The 15,924-nt window shown below is 58.8% G+C and carries 19 protein-coding genes, 1 tRNA gene and 1 riboswitch; of the genes, 8 read left to right on the top strand and 12 right to left on the bottom strand.

Annotated features, from left to right (window positions below; genetic code table 11):
- Positions 1-82: 82 nt before the first annotated feature.
- On the bottom strand, positions 83-253 hold the full coding sequence (locus tag AC6I6H_RS19890; RefSeq protein ID WP_497955950.1) for a hypothetical protein: 171 nt from the start codon (positions 251-253) through the stop codon (positions 83-85).
- A gap of 693 nt (positions 254-946) precedes the next feature.
- Here AC6I6H_RS19890 and AC6I6H_RS19895 point away from each other — a divergent pair.
- A complete protein-coding gene (locus AC6I6H_RS19895) occupies positions 947-1,372 on the top strand; it encodes a GNAT family N-acetyltransferase (RefSeq protein ID WP_497955952.1) in 426 nt (141 codons plus the stop codon).
- A 104-nt stretch (positions 1,373-1,476) separates the two neighbouring features.
- On the opposite strand, the gene AC6I6H_RS19900 is transcribed toward AC6I6H_RS19895, so the two are convergent.
- The 3 genes from AC6I6H_RS19900 to AC6I6H_RS19910 all read right to left on the bottom strand — a co-directional run bounded on the left by AC6I6H_RS19900 (position 1,477) and on the right by AC6I6H_RS19910 (position 4,878).
- Positions 1,477-1,710: a ferredoxin gene (locus AC6I6H_RS19900; protein ID WP_497955954.1), complete on the bottom strand. Its 234-nt coding sequence runs from the start codon at positions 1,708-1,710 to the stop codon at positions 1,477-1,479.
- A gap of 557 nt (positions 1,711-2,267) precedes the next feature.
- Positions 2,268-3,914, bottom strand: a complete 1,647-nt coding sequence (gene hcp, locus AC6I6H_RS19905) for a hydroxylamine reductase (protein WP_497955984.1) — start codon at positions 3,912-3,914, stop codon at positions 2,268-2,270.
- 55 nt (positions 3,915-3,969) lie between these two features.
- Complete coding sequence (locus AC6I6H_RS19910) at positions 3,970-4,878, bottom strand: ATP-binding protein (RefSeq protein WP_497955986.1); 909 nt, start codon at positions 4,876-4,878, stop codon at positions 3,970-3,972.
- Between the two features lie 141 nt (positions 4,879-5,019).
- On the opposite strand from AC6I6H_RS19910, the gene AC6I6H_RS19915 reads away from it, so the two are divergent.
- Positions 5,020-5,697 (top strand): Crp/Fnr family transcriptional regulator, encoded by a 678-nt coding sequence (locus AC6I6H_RS19915; protein ID WP_497955956.1) that lies wholly within the window; start codon positions 5,020-5,022, stop codon positions 5,695-5,697.
- A gap of 302 nt (positions 5,698-5,999) precedes the next feature.
- Here AC6I6H_RS19915 and AC6I6H_RS19920 read toward each other — a convergent pair whose 3' ends face one another.
- Complete coding sequence (locus tag AC6I6H_RS19920; RefSeq protein WP_497955958.1) at positions 6,000-6,818, bottom strand: methyl-accepting chemotaxis protein; 819 nt, start codon at positions 6,816-6,818, stop codon at positions 6,000-6,002.
- Positions 6,819-7,030: 212 nt separating this feature from the next.
- On the opposite strand from AC6I6H_RS19920, the gene AC6I6H_RS19925 reads away from it, so the two are divergent.
- The 3 genes from AC6I6H_RS19925 (at position 7,031) to pdxK (ending at position 8,807) form a co-directional block, all read left to right on the top strand.
- Positions 7,031-7,264, top strand: coding sequence for a hypothetical protein (locus tag AC6I6H_RS19925; protein WP_497955960.1), 234 nt, complete (start codon positions 7,031-7,033; stop codon positions 7,262-7,264).
- A gap of 215 nt (positions 7,265-7,479) precedes the next feature.
- Positions 7,480-7,959, top strand: coding sequence for a GAF domain-containing protein (locus AC6I6H_RS19930; RefSeq protein WP_497955962.1), 480 nt, complete (start codon positions 7,480-7,482; stop codon positions 7,957-7,959).
- A gap of 38 nt (positions 7,960-7,997) precedes the next feature.
- Entirely contained in the window at positions 7,998-8,807 is an 810-nt protein-coding gene (pdxK, locus tag AC6I6H_RS19935; RefSeq protein WP_497955964.1) for a pyridoxine/pyridoxal/pyridoxamine kinase, read from the top strand.
- A 61-nt stretch (positions 8,808-8,868) separates the two neighbouring features.
- Here the strand turns inward: pdxK and AC6I6H_RS19940 are convergent, their stop codons facing one another.
- From AC6I6H_RS19940 to AC6I6H_RS19950, 3 genes are all read right to left on the bottom strand, one after another.
- On the bottom strand, positions 8,869-10,245 hold the full coding sequence (locus tag AC6I6H_RS19940) for an N-acetylmuramoyl-L-alanine amidase family protein (protein WP_497955966.1): 1,377 nt from the start codon (positions 10,243-10,245) through the stop codon (positions 8,869-8,871).
- Positions 10,246-10,379: 134 nt separating this feature from the next.
- A complete protein-coding gene (locus AC6I6H_RS19945; protein ID WP_497955968.1) occupies positions 10,380-11,111 on the bottom strand; it encodes a type 1 glutamine amidotransferase in 732 nt (243 codons plus the stop codon).
- A gap of 144 nt (positions 11,112-11,255) precedes the next feature.
- Positions 11,256-12,215: a general stress protein gene (locus AC6I6H_RS19950; protein WP_497955970.1), complete on the bottom strand. Its 960-nt coding sequence runs from the start codon at positions 12,213-12,215 to the stop codon at positions 11,256-11,258.
- A 307-nt stretch (positions 12,216-12,522) separates the two neighbouring features.
- Between AC6I6H_RS19950 and AC6I6H_RS19955 the strand changes: the two genes are divergently transcribed.
- From AC6I6H_RS19955 to AC6I6H_RS19965, 3 genes are all read left to right on the top strand, one after another.
- Positions 12,523-12,978 carry a hypothetical protein gene (locus tag AC6I6H_RS19955; protein ID WP_497955972.1) on the top strand — a complete coding sequence of 152 codons (456 nt, stop codon included), beginning with the start codon at positions 12,523-12,525 and terminating at the stop codon, positions 12,976-12,978.
- Positions 12,979-13,172: 194 nt separating this feature from the next.
- Complete coding sequence (locus AC6I6H_RS19960) at positions 13,173-13,619, top strand: hypothetical protein (protein ID WP_497955974.1); 447 nt, start codon at positions 13,173-13,175, stop codon at positions 13,617-13,619.
- A 250-nt stretch (positions 13,620-13,869) separates the two neighbouring features.
- Positions 13,870-14,052 (top strand): Spo0E family sporulation regulatory protein-aspartic acid phosphatase, encoded by a 183-nt coding sequence (locus AC6I6H_RS19965; RefSeq protein WP_497955976.1) that lies wholly within the window; start codon positions 13,870-13,872, stop codon positions 14,050-14,052.
- Positions 14,053-14,197: 145 nt separating this feature from the next.
- On the opposite strand, the gene AC6I6H_RS19970 is transcribed toward AC6I6H_RS19965, so the two are convergent.
- From AC6I6H_RS19970 to AC6I6H_RS19985, 4 genes are all read right to left on the bottom strand, one after another.
- Positions 14,198-14,656, bottom strand: a complete 459-nt coding sequence (locus tag AC6I6H_RS19970; RefSeq protein ID WP_497955978.1) for a hypothetical protein — start codon at positions 14,654-14,656, stop codon at positions 14,198-14,200.
- Positions 14,657-14,801: 145 nt separating this feature from the next.
- On the bottom strand, positions 14,802-15,116 hold the full coding sequence (locus AC6I6H_RS19975) for a DMT family transporter (protein ID WP_497955980.1): 315 nt from the start codon (positions 15,114-15,116) through the stop codon (positions 14,802-14,804).
- On the bottom strand, positions 15,113-15,451 hold the full coding sequence (locus AC6I6H_RS19980) for a DMT family transporter (protein WP_497955982.1): 339 nt from the start codon (positions 15,449-15,451) through the stop codon (positions 15,113-15,115). Before AC6I6H_RS19980 ends, AC6I6H_RS19975 begins: the two co-directional genes overlap by 4 nt.
- 83 nt (positions 15,452-15,534) lie before the next feature.
- Positions 15,535-15,636, bottom strand: a riboswitch (guanidine-I (ykkC/yxkD leader).
- 106 nt (positions 15,637-15,742) lie between these two features.
- A tRNA-Leu gene (locus AC6I6H_RS19985) sits at positions 15,743-15,825 on the bottom strand.
- Positions 15,826-15,924 lie beyond the last annotated feature (99 nt).

A 15,924-nucleotide genomic window follows, 5' to 3' on the forward strand; every position in this document is an offset into this window, starting at 1 on the left:
AGCGCGTTCCGCGAAGCGCTCCCCGCGTCAACTGACCGGCGGGGCGTCCCCTCCGAGCGCGTTCCGCGAAGCGCTCCCCGCGTTAACTGACCGGCGGGGCGTTTCCTTCCTCTTCCCGCTCTACGCGTGCTTCGTCCGGACAAAAACGGCAGTCCGCGCATATCCAGTGATCGCCCAGCGTTCCCGTCCCCGTCTGCCTCCGGCAAGTATCGCAATAAACCGGTTCCGCCGTTTGGCTCTCCGTCATCTCCATGCAGCCTTCCCCTTTCCTTTTCCTGCTTCCCTTTCAGTATGCCCGGAAAAAGAACATTTGCCGCCATTCTCCTAAAGAAAGCCTTCCGCCAAAATGCGCCTTGGCTTCCGCGTGCTCCGAATCGCCATCCGATCAATTCGACGCAACTTTCTAACGGTTGTGGCTGAGCTTATTTGACGAAAAAGCGCCTATTTCTTTGTCTAACGGTTGTCAGCGAGCTTATTTGCTCCAAAAAGACGGAATTCCCCACTCTAACCATCAAATAAGCTCTGTGGCAACCGTTACATTTTGAAAAGCCTCAGTTTTGGCAAAATAAGCTCAATGGCAACCATTAGAATTTTCTTCATCATCCCCTCCGTCCCACCGCCCCATATGTCTACTCTATCTCCATCCGTTCCACCACCCCTTCTGTCACTCTAGCTCCATCCGGTTCACCGTCTGGACCGCCCCCTTCATCCCGATTCCTCCCATCTCCTCCCTTTTCCCAATCGACACACCCCCCACCGTCCACCGTTTCTAGCGCCCATCGGCCAGGCTGTCCGGGAGGCCGTGACGCCATTAACGGCTACATAACTGGCGGCTGTTCGTGCCAACTCTACATGCAGTAAAATAGAGAGGCACCGCATTTGTCAGGCATACGAGCGAACTGAGCGATAACGCAGTGTACACAATTACACAAATAAGGGGATTGCCATGAAAACACGAATCGCTAGAATCGAAAACGAGTCTGCCCCGGAGCTGGAAACTCTTCGGAACGCCCTGTACCGCTATAATCAAGAGCAGGTTGCGAATGCGGGCTATGAGCCGTTTCATTTTGCCGCGTTCGGTGAAGATGGAGCCCTGCTGGGGGGGCTCCTCGCCCATCGGTTCGGAGACGCGGTGTTTCTGGACATCCTTTGGGTGGAGGAAAAGGTGCGCAACCGCGGACTGGGCAAAACATTAGTGGGACAGTTGGAAACGGCCGTAAGGCAAGCCGGGGCGAAGCTGATCCATTTGGACACGCACGATTTCCAGGCGCCTGATTTTTACCTCAAGCAAGGCTATGAGACTTTTGGCATTTTGGAGAATGTGCCTCTTGCCGGGATGAAACGCTACTTTCTGAAAAAGACACTGGTTTAATCCGTTCGTTCCGTACAGCCGGCTTGCCTAGATCCGAATCGCCAGAAGCAATGAAAAAAGCCGGGGCGTCTGCCCCGGCTTCTTATTCGTACGGATCAATGAATTCAGTTGAACGGCGAATCTTGAACCTTGATGCATTCGGTCGGGCAGGACTCAACCGCCTCCTGCAGTTCATCCGCCAGGCTGTCCGGGATGGCCGTGACGCCTTGGTTATTGTCTCCTTCGTAGATAACCTCCGCCAGGCCTTCGCCGTCATATTCGAAAATTTCCGGTGCCGCGGAACCGCAGGAACCGCAAGCAATGCACTCCGGCTTATCGACAACGCTATATTTGGACACTTGTCTTCCTCCTTTCTTAGGGTAGTTGCCGCGATGTTTTTCTTCCCTCAAGATAAACGAAACAAGCTCTGGAACGCCGTGACAATTTTAACACTCGCAGCAATTTTTATGGAACCGGAAAACCCGGGCCCCGCCTCGCTTTCACCAGCCTCGCCGTCCGCAGGCTCACAACGTCTTCAAGCGGCTTCGGCGACGGAAAAAGCGGCCTTTTCTCGGGAATGCAAAAGGGGGGGAGCGACGCCAAAAGCGGTCACTTCTCGAGAACGAACAAAGGCGCACGACGGCGCGCAAAATTCGGCCCCCTTCTCGGACTGCGAAAGGCGTACGACGGTGCGTAAAATGCGGCCCCCTCTCGGACAGCAGGAGGCGCACGACCACGCGTAAAATGCGGCCTCTCTCGGACCGCGAAAGGCGTGGTACTGCGAGAGCACGCGACTGCGCCCAAAAGCGCCCCCCTCTCGGACCGCAGGGTGGCGCACGACGTCACGGGCGACACAAAAAGCGGCCCCGTTCGGGGCCGCTAGTAGCTAACCGCCGGCCGGGCCGGCGGTAATCGGTTATACCAGCGCCATAAACCGTTCGATGTCCTGCTGCGCGTCCGTGATGCCGCCGATGCCGAACGTTTCGGTCAGCACCTTGGCGACGTTCGGGGACAGGAAGGCCGGTAAGGTCGGCCCCAGATGGATGTTTTTCACGCCGAGGTGGAGGAGCGCCAGCAGCACGATGACGGCTTTTTGCTCATACCAGGCGATGTTGTACGTGATCGGCAGGTCGTTGATGTCCTCCAGGCCGAACGCTTCCTTGAGCTTGAGGGCCGTAACGGCCAGCGAATAGGAATCGTTGCATTGGCCGGCGTCCAGCACGCGCGGAATGCCGCCGATGTCGCCGAGAGGCAGCTTGTTGTACTTGTACTTGGCGCAGCCTGCGGTGAGAATGACCGCATCCTGCGGCAGACCGGCCGCAAAGTCGGTGTAGTAGGACCGGCTCTTCATCCGGCCGTCGCAGCCCGCCATCACAAAAAACCGCTTGATCGCCCCCGACTTCACCGCTTCGACCACCTGGCCGGCGACGGCTCCCACGGCAGCGTGGGCAAAGCCGCCCACCAGCTCGCCGCTTTCAATTTCCGTCGGCGGCGGGCAGGCTTTGGCCTGCTCGATCAGCGCGGAGAAATCCTTCGGCGCTCCGTTTTCACCGGCGGGAATGTGCTTAATGCCGGGATACCCGGTGCTGCCCGTCGTATAAAGCCGGTCGCGGTAGCTGTCGCGGGGCGGCACGATGCAGTTGGTCGTCATCAGAATCGGACCGTTGAAGCTTTCGAATTCCTCCGGCTGCTTCCACCAGGCGTTTCCGTAGTTGCCGACGAAATGATCATATTTTTTGAAGGCCGGATAGTAGTGCGCGGGCAGCATTTCGCTGTGGGTGTAGACGTCCACGTCAGTGCCTTCCGTCTGCTTCAGAAGCTCCTCCAGGTCCTTCAGATCATGCCCGCTGACCAGAATGCCGGGACGCGTGCCCGTTCCCAACTGGACGCGGGAGATTTCAGGGTTGCCGTACGTCTCGGTATTGGCACGGTCCAAGAGCGCCATCACCTGGACGCCGTATTGGCCGCATTCCAGAACGAGCGCGGTCCGCTCGTCCGCGCCGATCCGCTCGTCCAGCGTTGCCGCCAGGGCGCGCTCCAGAAAGGCGAAAATCGCTTCCTCCCGGTAGCCGAGCCGTTCCGCATGCTTGGCGTAAGCCGCCATGCCTTTCAGCCCGTAGGTGAGAAGCTCGTTCAGCGAGCGGACATCCTCATTACCGGTTGCAAGGATGCCGACCGAGGCCGCTTTATCCGCCAGCTCCGCATCCGTCTCGGCCCCCCAGTCGGCGGCATCATGCGGGAAAAGCGGCTGCCCGTCGCCGGTCCCGGCAAGCCGGGCTTTCAGTTCGTCGCGCAGGGCAAGGCCCTCCCGAATGCGCGCCGCGATGCCTTCCGGATCAAAGTTGGCGTTGGTGATGGTGGCAAAAAGGCCGTCCGTCACAAAGCGGTCCGTCTTTTCCATGGCAAAGCCGCGTTCCCGGGCCTTGCCGCTGAAAAGGGCGATGCCTTTCAGCACATAGATCAGCAAATCCTGAAGTCCGGCCACCTCGCCGGTTTTGCCGCAGACGCCCTGAACGGTGCAGCCCGTTCCTTTGGCGGCTTCCTGGCATTGATAACAAAACATTTCGCTCACATTGATTCCCTCCCTGGACTAAAATAGAACGGCGTTTCCGCCGATGTTACACAAGCTCTCCGTCGATGCCGATGACCGCTTCCTGGTACGGTACGATGGTTTCGGATTGAAGCATGGCCTGTTTGACGGCCTGCACGATGCCCCCGCAGCATGGCACCGCCATGCGGACCACCGTGATGCTGCGAATGCTGTGGCTGCCCAGGATTTCCGTCAGCTTGCGGGCGTAGTAAGCGTTGTCATCCAGCTTCGGACAGCCGATCAGAGCGATCCGGCCGCGCAAAAAGTCGCTGTGAAAATCGGCGTACGCAAACGCCGTGCAATCGGCGGCAATCAGGAGATCCGCATCGTCAAAATACGGGTTCGCCGGATTGACGAGATGCAGCTGGATCGGCCATTGGTTCAGCTGCGAGACGCTGCGGCCGGCGACAGGCTGCCCGGCGGCTGCCGCGCCGAAGGCCGGGACGCGGCCAGCGGGGGCCGAGCCCGCTTCGGCCGGCGTCGCGTTGTCGCGGCTGATCCGCCGCGCCATGCTGCCCGGGCAGCCGCTGTGCCCGCTCCCGGCTGCATGTGCGCTGCTCCCGTGCGCTCCGTGGGCCGCATGCCCGGCTTGCCCATCGTGCGCCGCGTGTGCATGCCCCGCGTGCGCTCCGTGGGCCGCGTGCGCATGCCCCGCGCGGGCGCCGCCTGCAGCGGCTCCTGCGGCTCCTGCAGCTTTTCGCTCCGCCATCCGCCGCTGGACGGCCTCGTCGTCATAGGCCTCCGCCTCCCGCTCGATCATTTCGATCGCCCCGGTCGGGCACTCCGGGAGGCAGTCGCCAAAGCCGTCGCAGTAGCTGTCGCTGACAAGCCGGGCTACCCCGTCCACCAGCTCGATCGCTCCTTCGTGGCAGGCGTCCACACAGATCCCGCAGCCATTGCATAATTCCTCGTGTATCGTAATGATTTTCCGTTTCATCAAGCCCCTCGGCCTCCTGTCTGCTGTCACGCATATATGCGGCAATTTCCCAGTTCTTTACTCTCTGCTCCGATTGTAGTAGACTGGCGTCAAACCGGCGGTAACCGATGTTACCGGTTCATCCTTTTTTTCGGAGGTTTTATGAATCCTCATGTAAATGTGCTCCAAGGCTGTCTCTTCTTCCGAGGGAAAGCCGCAGAGGAGATTGACGCCCTTCTGAAAGCGCTCTCGGGAACCGTCCGGGTTTACCGCAAAGGAGACTGGATCGTTTCCGAGGGCGAGGAAGCCGGCCGCGTCGGCATCGTGCTCGAAGGCCATGTCGAAGTGCAAAAAATTCACCCGACCGGCAAAAACATCACCATCGCCCGCCTTTCTGCCGGGGAAACGTTCGGGGAAGCGGTGCTGTTCAGCCGGGCCGGCGTATTTCCGGCCACGGTGATTGCCGGCACGACGGCGGTCGTTCTGTTCGTCGGCAAACGGGACCTGCTGCGCGTCTTCACCTCGGACCCCGAGATCCTCGTCAACTACATGGAAAACATGTCGGAGCGCCTGGTCATGCTGAACCGCAAAATCGAAATTCTGTCGCTCGGCACCCTGCGCCAAAGAGTCGCTTACGACCTGCTGAACCGGGCGAGGGTAAAGAACGCAGAGCGCCTGCGGCTTCCGTTCAGCCGCAAAATCTGGGCGGAGCACCTGAACGCGGCGCGGCCGTCCCTGTCCCGTGAAATCGCCCGGATGAAGGAAGCCGGGTGGATCGATTACGAAGGGGAGGAATTCGTGCTTTTGGACCGCCCGGCTCTGGAACGGCTGCTCGTCTAGCCGCCGGATGGAAGCCGAAAAGCAGGAGGACGGATGAAGAAAATTGCCCGAAGGCAGCCATCCGCGATGGCGGCGGGCTTTTTTCTCCAGGGAAATCAAAAACCGGACAAGGAGCCTTCCCCTTGTCCGGTTTTTCGATGCCTTTTCCGGGTTTTTCGATGCCTTGTCCGGTTTTTCGATGCCTTTATTGACCGGGACGAAATAAAACGCTCCCCGCTCGCCGGGTTCCTCCGCGCAGCCCGCCGTCCCGGGATGCTCCATATGCGGCTCTCCGCTTCTAGGAACCCACAATGTTCCCCCGCTTATTCGTAAGAAAACCGGCGCAGGTTTTCCGCAACGCGGGCAATGTTCACGAAGCCGTTGCTGAAATCCTCCATCCCGTGCGAGTACCCCTCCGTGTATTCGGCAATGGTCGCAAACGCCCCGTTCATGTCGCGGATCGCCTTCTGCATTTCCTCGAACAGCTCGGTGACGCTGACCACGGACTGCCGGCTGTTTTCCGCCATCTTGCGCATTTCCGTCGCCACGACGCCAAAGCCGCGCCCGTGCTCCGCCGCTCTCGCGGCTTCAATCGCGGCGTTCAGCCCGAGAAGCTGGCTTTGCTCCGCCATTTCCTTGACGAGATCGAGTACCGCCTCCGCTTCCCCGATCGTATCGCGCAGCCGGTTCGACCGGACCCGCAGGTCCTCCAGCTGCCGGGTCACCTCGCCGGAGGAGGCCGTCAGTTCATCCGACGTCGCGGACATCTCCTGAACTACTTCGTAGAGTTCGGAGGAACCCTCGCGAAGCTGAACCTGCTTTTCGTTTTCGACGATAAAATTGACGACGCCCAGCACTTCCCCGTTCTGGACAATCGGCACGGCACGGGAAAAGTAGGCGTAGCCAAACGCTTCGCGCCCCCGTTCCTCCATCTCCATTTGCCCCGATTGCAGCGCCTTGTAAGTTACCGTTCCTTTCATTTTCTCGATCGGGGTTCCGGCCGGAATGTTCACGTCATAGGCCGGATCGCCGTCAAAGCAAAGCACTTTTTCCTTGTCGGCGACGAGCGCCACCACCCTTTTTCCAAAAGCCGCTTTGTAAACGGGCAGCGATGCCGTCACATGCTCCAACAAACTTTCCATCTTGATCCCTCCGCTGTCTGATTCTTCTTCCTATATCGTCACTTTCTCCTTCGGACAAAACCGATATCTTTCGACAAACCTCCTTTGTTTGAATACCGTCCGCTTCGTAATATTTTGTAATCAAATTGAAACATTTTTCCGAAAAGTGGGTCAACCTGCATTTCCCAGGGTAATGAAAGATGTGCCAAACTACATCCAGGAAGGTGATCAACATGAAGAAGAAATTTTTTGCCACTTTGGCGGTTTCGACAGCGTTGGCCATGGCATTGGGTGCATGCGGCGAAGATGAGAACAACACGGATATCGATACGGGAACCGGCACCTCGCCGACGGTAACGACATCCCCGGATGTCAGCATCGCTCCCGACGTTTCTGTAAGCCCGGACGCGAGCTTGAGCCCGGATACCTCCGTGGCGCCGGACGCAAGCACATCCCCGGCATCCTGACCGGCTGACGGATGAAAGCGGATTTGACAAAAAGCAAATTCTTTAACCCTCTTATATAACGGCACAGTGAAAAGGCCGTCCCGCCCGCACCCGCGGTTGGGGCGGTCTTTTCCTGCCCGGAGACGGCAGGGGTCCGGTGGAACGGATTTCTTTTGCCAACCCGCTCGTCAATGCAGGAATTATCGGATATTATGGAGAACAGGGGGTGGACAGAGATGTTTCAAAAAACGGATTACGGGGGAACCCGGACCGACAACTACCGGCTCGTCACCAGCCAGCTGAGTCATTTGATCGAAGACGAAAGCGACCAAACGGCGAACCTGGCAAATGCCTCGGCCCTGCTGGGGCAGTTTTTGCCGGACATCAACTGGGTGGGCTTCTATTTGCTGAAGGAAGGCGAGCTTGTGCTCGGTCCCTTCCAGGGCTTGCCGGCCTGCGTGCGCATTCCGGTCGGAAAAGGCGTTTGCGGTACCGCGGCCGAGCGCCGTGAAACCGTACTGGTCGAGGACGTGCACCAGTTTCCCGGCCATATCGCCTGCGACGCGGCGTCCAACTCGGAGATCGTGGTTCCGCTTCTGCGGGACGGCGAGCTGCTCGGGGTGCTGGACATCGACAGCCCGCTCAAGGGACGTTTCGACGAAACGGACCGTGAGGCTCTTGAAGCGTTTTGCCGTGTGTTAAGCAGCCGCCTGTAAGCGGAGGCGTTATTTTATTAGAGTGAGGAGCAAGAGCGATGAGTGTACCCAAAGCGTTAACAATAGCCGGATCGGACACAAGCGGCGGAGCGGGCCTTCAGGCCGACCTGAAAACTTTCCAGGAATACGATGTCTACGGCATGTCCGTCCTGACCGTCATCGTCACCATGGACCCGCATAACAACTGGGCTCACGGGGTGCATCCCGTAGCGCTTCCGGTGGTGGAAGAGCAGCTGAAGACCGTTCTGGACGGCGTGGGCCTGGACGCCCTGAAAACCGGCATGCTCGGCTCGATCGAGCTGATCGAGCTGGTTGCGCGGGAAATCAAGAAACGCGACCTGAAGCGGATCGTGATTGACCCGGTGCTGGTCTGCAAAGGAACCGACGAGGTGCTGAATCCCGAAACCGCCGTCGGCCTGCGCGAGCTGCTTTTGCCTTTGGCGGACGTGGTGACGCCCAACCTGTTTGAGGCTTCGCAAATGGCGGACCGCCCTTTGCTGAAAACAACGGATGACATGATGGACGCCGCCCAGCGCATCATCGACCGCGGCGCCAAATACGTCCTGATCAAAGGCGGCGCCAAGCTCGAGCACGAACGGGCCGTCGACCTGCTGTACGACGGCCGCAGCTTCGAGTGGTTCGAATCGGACCGGATCGGAACCTCCTATACCCACGGCGCGGGCTGCACCTACTCGGCCGCCGTCACGGCCGAGCTGGCCAAAGGCAAAGAGGTCGTGGAGGCCGTCCGTTCGGCTAAGGCGTTCATCACCAACGCCATCCGCGGCGGATTCCCGCTGAACGAGTTTGTCGGACCGACCCGGCACTCGGCCAGCCGCGTTCAGAAGTAATCCAAACGGCGGCAAATAAAAAACACCCGGCAGCGGCTGCCGGGTGTTTTTGCGATGCTTGCTATTTGACGCCCAGGTATTCCTTGATGCCGGCCACGATGGCGGCCGCGACTTTGTCCTGGAACGCAGGCTTGTACATTTCAGCCTCTTCCTTCGGGTTGGAGAGGAAACCGACTTCCAGCAGGACGCCGGGCATTTCCGTCTTCCGGACGACGCGGAAGTCCTCCTTGCGCACCTTCCCGTCGCCAAATCCGGTGGCTTTGTACAGATACTTGTGAATCGTATCCGCCAGCGTTTTGCTGTAGCTGTTGTAGTAATAGGTCTGCGTGCCGCTCGATTTCGACGTAAAGCTGTTGCCGTGGATCGACACGAACACGTCCGCGTTCAGATCGTTGGCAAATTTGGCGCGATTGTCGAGCGTGACGAAGGTGTCGTCGGAACGCGTCATGTAAACCTCGATGTCCTTCTCCTTCTTGAGCAGGGCTTGTACTTTCAGGGCCACGGCGAGGTTGAAGGCTTTCTCCGTTTTGCCGGTAACCGACTTGGCGCCCGGGTCATGATCGCCGTGTCCGGCGTCAATTACAACAATCTTCTTGGACGGGTCCGGCTTCTTGATCGCGACCGTCAGCGTCGAAGCGCCGGCTTCGCTGGTCACCTGGAAATCTACCGCGCTTTTCGTGTCAAGCACGATCCGGATGGTCGACGAAGCGGGGTCATTGACCGCGTAGCGGATCCCGCTGACCAAAGGATGGCTCGAAGGCAGGGTCCCCGTCATACCCGTACCCGGCTTGATGCTGCCGGCATAGACGGCGCCCGGAACATCGATAACCAGCCGGTCGGGGCTTTTTACGGTAAACACATTGGCCGTAATCGGACCGGCCGCTTCCAGGGTGAAGCCGTCTTCGGTCGTGCTCATGGAGAGCAGCTGCGTGAAAGGACTCGGCTCTTCGGTTCCGCCGGGCTCCTCGCCCGCATCCCCGCCGCCCGGCTCGGAAACGACCGGAGGCGCCGACTTCAGGTAAACGGCTTTCTCGATGTTGTCCCAGGAGACGTCAAAGTTAAACTGCTCCGAAACAAATTTGATCGGGAGCATCGTGGTGCCGGACTTGATGTCCGGAGCGACAGGCAGCGTGACCACGTTCCCGTCCACATACCCTACGGTGGACTTGTAAATGACCTCGATGGTCTTCTCTTCCTTGGTCACAGTGACTTTCTTCTCCGCCGAGGTCCACGTTACATTGGCCCCGAGGGTTTCGGAAATGATCTTGGCCGGCACCATGATGGTGCCGCTTGCATTGTAGGGCGGAACCGTTGCTTCCAGCTTCTTACCGTCCAGGTACAAGCCGATGGGGGCTTCCGTTGCAGCATGCGTCATCGTCGGCAGAAAAATAAAAAACAGAGCGGTTAGCGACAGGAGGGCCACAACGATTTTTTTCATGTTCACCTCTACCAATTCATGAGAACTTGTCTATTGCTGACGAAAGTAATAGACGCCCCGGATTGGCAAAAGTTTCTCTGCCGCTCGATTTTTTTCGATAATTCCGATTCACTCTTGTCGAAAACGGGTATATTTTACCCCTCCATTGCATCGAGCAGCCGGGTCAAAAGTCTCTCCGCATCCTTTGCATAAAGCCCGCAGTCCTTCCGGATGTCCTCCCGGCTTTGGATAAACGGTCCGGTCTCATCCAGCTCGCCGCCTCCATGCTCAACCAGCCGGGCGACATCTTCCGGCATCATTTCCAGGTGAAACTGCAGGCCGACCGTCTTGTCCCCCCAGACAAACCCTTGGTTGGCGCAAGCTTCGCTAGAGGCGAGAGGCACGGCCCCCGGCGGACGCGCAAACGTGTCGCCGTGCCAATGAAACACCATCGCCCGCCGGGGATCGGGATCTGCCGGACCGCCGGCCGGAAGCGAAGCGCCGCTCCCCGCGGTTAATCGCTCGTACCAGGCTGGAGCAAGCTCGATCGGGTACCAGCCGATTTCCTTTACCGGGTTGCGCGTGACCGGCGCACCCAGCGCATCCGCCAGCAGCTGGGCCCCCAGGCAGATGCCCAAAACGCGCTTGTTTGCGGCCAATGCCTGCCGGATCCGGTTCTTTTCCTCCACCAGCCACGGGTACTCCTTCTCTTCGTAAATGTTCATCGGACCGCCCATCAGCACCAGCCAATCAAAGGAGTCGATGCCGGGGATCGGCTCCCCTGCGAACGGCAGCACCTCCGTCACCCGGTGTCCGCGCCGGTCCATCCAGCCCCGGATGCTTCCCATTCCTTCAAACGAGATATGACGCACAACCAGCACGTTCATCTGCATGCCCGCCTTTCCGGCTTCTTCGCCGTTACCCATTTTTTGTTTTATTCTAAAGAAAGCGGGCCGCCTTGACAACGGCAAAAAACCGCCGGTCTCGCATCCGGCGGTACTTCGGGTGGGGAGGGCCTCTCCGCCTGCCTGTTATTTGTAATCCTTGCGCCCGTTTTCCTTGCGCTCGCGCCGTTCCTTGTCCTGCTCAGCCATGGCGTCGGAGCCCATGGACTCCTGGTATTCACGGTCGCGGTCGTCACCGTACCGCTGGTCCCGCGCGTCATGCCCTTCTTCGTAACCGCTCGCGGGCTTCGCGTCGACGTCGTCCGAATAGAGCGATCCGGTGCCTCGCGTATCATGTGCCGGGGCGACGCCAAAGGCGTTGTTCGGGAAGCTGCCGATCCCCAGGCTGCCGGAGGAGGCGCGCGTCTGGAAGTCTCCTGTCCCTACTCCGTCGTATTGGAGCCCGTTTCCGGCCGCCGGGTACCCGTCTCCGCCGGAGGGATAGCCATGGGACTCGATTTGCTCGTAAGTTGCGCCGACCGAATCCGGGTCGCGGCTCACATCCCGGGTGTTCGGCGCCTCGTAGACGGGGCCGGTGCTGCGGGGAGCGCCTTCTCCTATGGCCTGAACCGCCCCTTCACTGCGCAGCACCTCGCGAATCCGGTCCGGATTGCCCGCTTCTTCATCCACCAGCACCAGAATCTTGCCGGCCTCGACATGCTTGTCGAACTCCCGCGCCTGATCTTCCGGAAGGCCCAGGCCGATCAATCCGCCAACCAGGCCGCCCGTTCCGGCGCCTACTGCGGCTCCTGTCAGAGCGGCAACAACCGGGCCGGCCGCGATAAACGGACCGATTCCCGGGACCGCCAGGGCGCCGATGCCGGCGAGCAGCCCCGCCGCGCCGCCCACGATGCCGCCGGTGGCGGCTCCCTTCATCGCGCCGTCCTCGGCCTTGCTTCCCGTCTCTTCCGAAATATCGTTCAACTCTTCTTTGTCTTTTCCGACAATGGAGATTTGTTCCGGTTGGATGCCCTGGCGTTCAAGCGCCCGAATGGCATCGATGGCTTCCTGCTCGCTGTTGAATACGCCTGCCAGTTTATTTCCCATGGTGGTACCTCCTTCGGAGAGTGTCCGCTGCCCGGCGCATGTCCGCAAATCCAGCGCCGCCGCGTTTTTGCGGTGCCGCCCCGCCGGCGGCTCTTAGTAAACCCTTACCCCGTTTGCCCCTCTTTCTAACGGCAGCCGCCGGTCCTGCGGATGGCGGCCCCCCCTTCAACCCTTAAGCATTTCCGAAAGGGGGTGATTTCAGCCGGTTTCGGTCTTGACGGCCGCCCCCCGCATACCGGACAATAAATAAAGCTTTACCGGAATGTTCCTTTTGCCATTCATAGCGCTTTCCACAGGAGAACTTCGCTTGGCCAAAAAACGGAAACACCGCAAAACAAATCCGCTGCTGACCCTTTTTCTGCTGGTGCTAATCGCCGCTCTTTTTGCAGTCTACCGGCACATGCTAGACGACTCTCCCCGACCGGACGGAGGCGCCGTCGTCCGGATTGATTTTCCGGCCGACCGATATCCCGAAACCGCCCGGCACATCCGGGACGCGATTGACGCAGGCGAAGCCTCCGTGTGCACCATCAACCGTGAGGGGGCCGAGCGGAACCGGGAGGCTTCGCTTCGCGGCGTTCCGACCCGCAAGGGGTACGACCGGGATGAATGGCCGATGGCCATGTGCGCCGAAGGAGGAGCCGGAGCGGACATCCGCTATGTTTCCCCACCGGACAACCGCGGGGCCGGCTCATGGGTCGGGAACGCGCTGGAGCCGTATCCCGACGGAACAAAAGTTCAGCTGCTGGTGCCGGAGCCCTGACGGGTTTCCTGCGGACAACAGATTCGTGACGGGTACGGACGGAGGCCCTTCCGCAGATGCCGCAAGATCAACGGTACGTTCGGCTCCGCCCAATGGAAAAAGGCGTTTCCCCCCGGTCAACCTCCCTCACCTTTTTCGGACAACCCGAATCTACTGATAGAGCAAGCCATCTAAAAGGAAAGGATGCGTTCAACATGCCTTCCATTGTGGACTATCAGTTTAACGAGGTGCCTGCCGGAGGGGGATCGCTTCCGTTTGGCCTGACCACGGGTGCCGAAGTGGGCATCGCCCTCATCAACCTCACGGCGAACGCTCTGTCGGACCGGCTCGATTTTGCGGCAACGGTAGGCTGGGTTCCCAATCTTGTCGGGCTAACGCCAATCCAGCCCATCCTCACGCTTCGCATACGCCAAGGCTCCGCGGCCGGCCCCATTTTGTTTGAGACGCAGGACAGCACGTTTGTCGGGCTGGGCAGTGTGCTTCCCATTTTGAACGCGCCGGTCACCACTTCTTTCAATCACACCAACACGGCGACCGCTACAGGGCCTTCCACCTATGTACTGACCGCGCTGCTCACCGGGCTCGGCGCTCTCTCCATCACCGGACCGGTGCATTTCAGCGCCACGAGCATCAGCCTCTAAAGCGGCCATGGAATGCCGACAGGCCGAAAAAAGACAAAAAAAAGTCCCCGCTCGGTCTGCGGGGAGAAAATGAACATCTATATCAAAGGGACTACTAGTAGAATAACGCCGCCAGGTTAAAAGAACCTTAAATTAACCTAAGCCTAACCTTAATTTTGCCCGCCGTTCGAAGAAAATGTTCATTTTCGGAATAACCTTTCCGGCAAATGGACATCCTTCCCTACAAAACCGGAGAAGGAAGGCGAATCTGATGAAGCAGGATTTGGAGCGGCTGCAGCAGCGGATCGAACAATTAAAAGACGAGCTGACGCGGCTGGCGGAAAACAAGGACTTTACGGACCCGGAGATCATCACGGCAAGCCAAATTCTCGACGCTGTCTTAAATGAATATGAACGTCTTCTGCGCAAGCGAAAGCAGGAAGGCGGAGCGTAACGGCAGCCGCCGGGTGGGGATGTTCCCGCCCGGCGGCTTTTTCGGATTTACCGGCCGTTCGTCGGCTGACGTCTTTCTGCAAAGCCCGGCGGTTTTACGAAAAAAAAACCGCCGATTGCTCGGCGGCCATGCTCCAGCATGTTCTTTATACGCCTGTGAACGCTCCCGCCTGCGCAACTCCGCTGAAGGCGACAGGGCCTGTCAGGGTAATGGCGGGGCCGACACCGGAGTTGAACGCGTACATCTTGTAGCGAATTTCACCGGCCTCCGGAACCGGAGGATGAAAGTCGGCCGCATGGAACGTAAGCAGGTTGTTTCCGGTGATGAGGGAAGGCACCGCGGTGTAGATAATGGTGCCGGTTCCGGCCGTTTCGGTTCCTCCCCGTTCCACGAAGAGCGTTACCGTGTTCCCGGCCGTGCCGGCCACTCCGATCGTCCCCCACAATTCCACCCGGACGTCTGCCGCATTCGGCGTCCCGAGAACGGCAGCCACCTGCAGTCCGATATCGCCCAACAACAGCGTCGGGGTTGCCGGCAAAATGCCGACGCCCGTCGTGGTGTTGCTGAATTCGGAAGTCCGCGAGTCCAGAAACTGAATGGGCATCCTTGTCACTCCCTTCTAAAATACCTTCGCGAAGGTACTATATTGTATGAGAGAGATCACACTCCCGGCTGGTCGCTTCCCCTCGTGGTTTTGTCCATTTCTTAAGTTTCGCCGCTTTTTTGCGAAATGCCTCCGCCTGTCCGGCTTAACTAACCAGCTTGAGCCCGACGGCCGACCCCAGCACCAACCCGATGCATGCCAATCGCAGCAGGCTCCGGGGTTCTTTATAAAAGATCATGCCCAGTATGGCGCCGCCGGAAGCCCCGATTCCCGTCCATACCGCGTAGGCGGTTCCCATGGGGAGGGTTTTCATGGCAAAGGAAAGGAATAAGAAACTCAGCCCAAACCCTGTTATCATCAGGGCCAGAGACTGCCAATTGCGTGTCTGGTTGAATTTGTTAATGAGCAATACTCCCGTCATCTCGAATACCCCGGCCAAAATCAAATAAACCCAGCTCATCGTTCGCCCTCCTCTCTTTTTTTCGTGCTCAACAGTTTTAGCCCTACTACTCCGATCAGAAGTGTCCCGATCAAGATCATTTTAAGAGCCTGGACTTCCGCATCAAACAGAAGAATTTCGGCAATCACCGTACCCGCGGTTCCAAGCCCGACAAACACCGCGTACACCGTCCCCACGGGAAGCGACCGGGCCGCCCGGATCATTAAATAGAAGCTGACCAAGATGGCGACTCCCGTCCCCGCCCATTCCCACAAGCCCTGCGCATGCTTCAGCCCAATGACCCAAAACACTTCAAAAACAGCTGCTACAATGACCGATGCCCATGTTTTGTTCAAGATCCATTCCTCCCTGTTCTTTGTTAGCATGACCGGAATGAAAAAATAAAAAAGCCCGGGAAACAAACCGCGTGTAGCGGTTCATCTCCCAGGCTTTTATCCTTCCGTGGCACAGCCGGCCGGCTGCGGGTTTTCTCTTGGACCAGGCCAACGTGCGAGGTTGCGGAACCCTAGAAAACCTGATTATTTTCTTTCCCAGCACTATACGACAGGGAGTGATTTTTGTCAACTGCCTTATGTGAAACAAAAAAAGCCTTGCATCGCAAGGCTTTCTTCGTTCATTGCTTGTAGTGCGGTCGAGAGGACTCGAACCTCCACGGGGTTTCCCCCACTACCCCCTCAAAGTAGCGTGTCTGCCATTCCACCACGACCGCATATCGAAGCTTATTGTAATACAAAAGCGAGGGCTAAGCAACAAGAAAAACATGGTGAGCCATGTAGGACTCGAACCTACGACACCCTGATTAAAAGTC

This window comes from Gorillibacterium sp. sgz306347 (assembly GCF_059735245.1).

Bases quoted from the DNA above. Each gene is read 5' to 3' on its own strand.
- AC6I6H_RS19890 (WP_497955950.1), bottom strand. From the start codon at position 253: ATGGAGATGACGGAGAGCCAAACGGCGGAACCGGTTTATTGCGATACT.
- AC6I6H_RS19895 (WP_497955952.1), top strand. From the start codon at position 947: ATGAAAACACGAATCGCTAGAATCGAAAACGAGTCTGCCCCGGAGCTG.
- hcp (WP_497955984.1), bottom strand. From the start codon at position 3,914: ATGTTTTGTTATCAATGCCAGGAAGCCGCCAAAGGAACGGGCTGCACC.
- AC6I6H_RS19910 (WP_497955986.1), bottom strand. From the start codon at position 4,878: ATGAAACGGAAAATCATTACGATACACGAGGAATTATGCAATGGCTGC.
- AC6I6H_RS19915 (WP_497955956.1), top strand. From the start codon at position 5,020: ATGAATCCTCATGTAAATGTGCTCCAAGGCTGTCTCTTCTTCCGAGGG.
- AC6I6H_RS19920 (WP_497955958.1), bottom strand. From the start codon at position 6,818: ATGGAAAGTTTGTTGGAGCATGTGACGGCATCGCTGCCCGTTTACAAA.
- AC6I6H_RS19925 (WP_497955960.1), top strand. From the start codon at position 7,031: ATGAAGAAGAAATTTTTTGCCACTTTGGCGGTTTCGACAGCGTTGGCC.
- AC6I6H_RS19930 (WP_497955962.1), top strand. From the start codon at position 7,480: ATGTTTCAAAAAACGGATTACGGGGGAACCCGGACCGACAACTACCGG.
- pdxK (WP_497955964.1), top strand. From the start codon at position 7,998: ATGAGTGTACCCAAAGCGTTAACAATAGCCGGATCGGACACAAGCGGC.
- AC6I6H_RS19940 (WP_497955966.1), bottom strand. From the start codon at position 10,245: ATGAAAAAAATCGTTGTGGCCCTCCTGTCGCTAACCGCTCTGTTTTTT.
- AC6I6H_RS19945 (WP_497955968.1), bottom strand. From the start codon at position 11,111: ATGAACGTGCTGGTTGTGCGTCATATCTCGTTTGAAGGAATGGGAAGC.
- AC6I6H_RS19950 (WP_497955970.1), bottom strand. From the start codon at position 12,215: ATGGGAAATAAACTGGCAGGCGTATTCAACAGCGAGCAGGAAGCCATC.
- AC6I6H_RS19960 (WP_497955974.1), top strand. From the start codon at position 13,173: ATGCCTTCCATTGTGGACTATCAGTTTAACGAGGTGCCTGCCGGAGGG.
- AC6I6H_RS19965 (WP_497955976.1), top strand. From the start codon at position 13,870: ATGAAGCAGGATTTGGAGCGGCTGCAGCAGCGGATCGAACAATTAAAA.
- AC6I6H_RS19970 (WP_497955978.1), bottom strand. From the start codon at position 14,656: ATGCCCATTCAGTTTCTGGACTCGCGGACTTCCGAATTCAGCAACACC.
- AC6I6H_RS19975 (WP_497955980.1), bottom strand. From the start codon at position 15,116: ATGAGCTGGGTTTATTTGATTTTGGCCGGGGTATTCGAGATGACGGGA.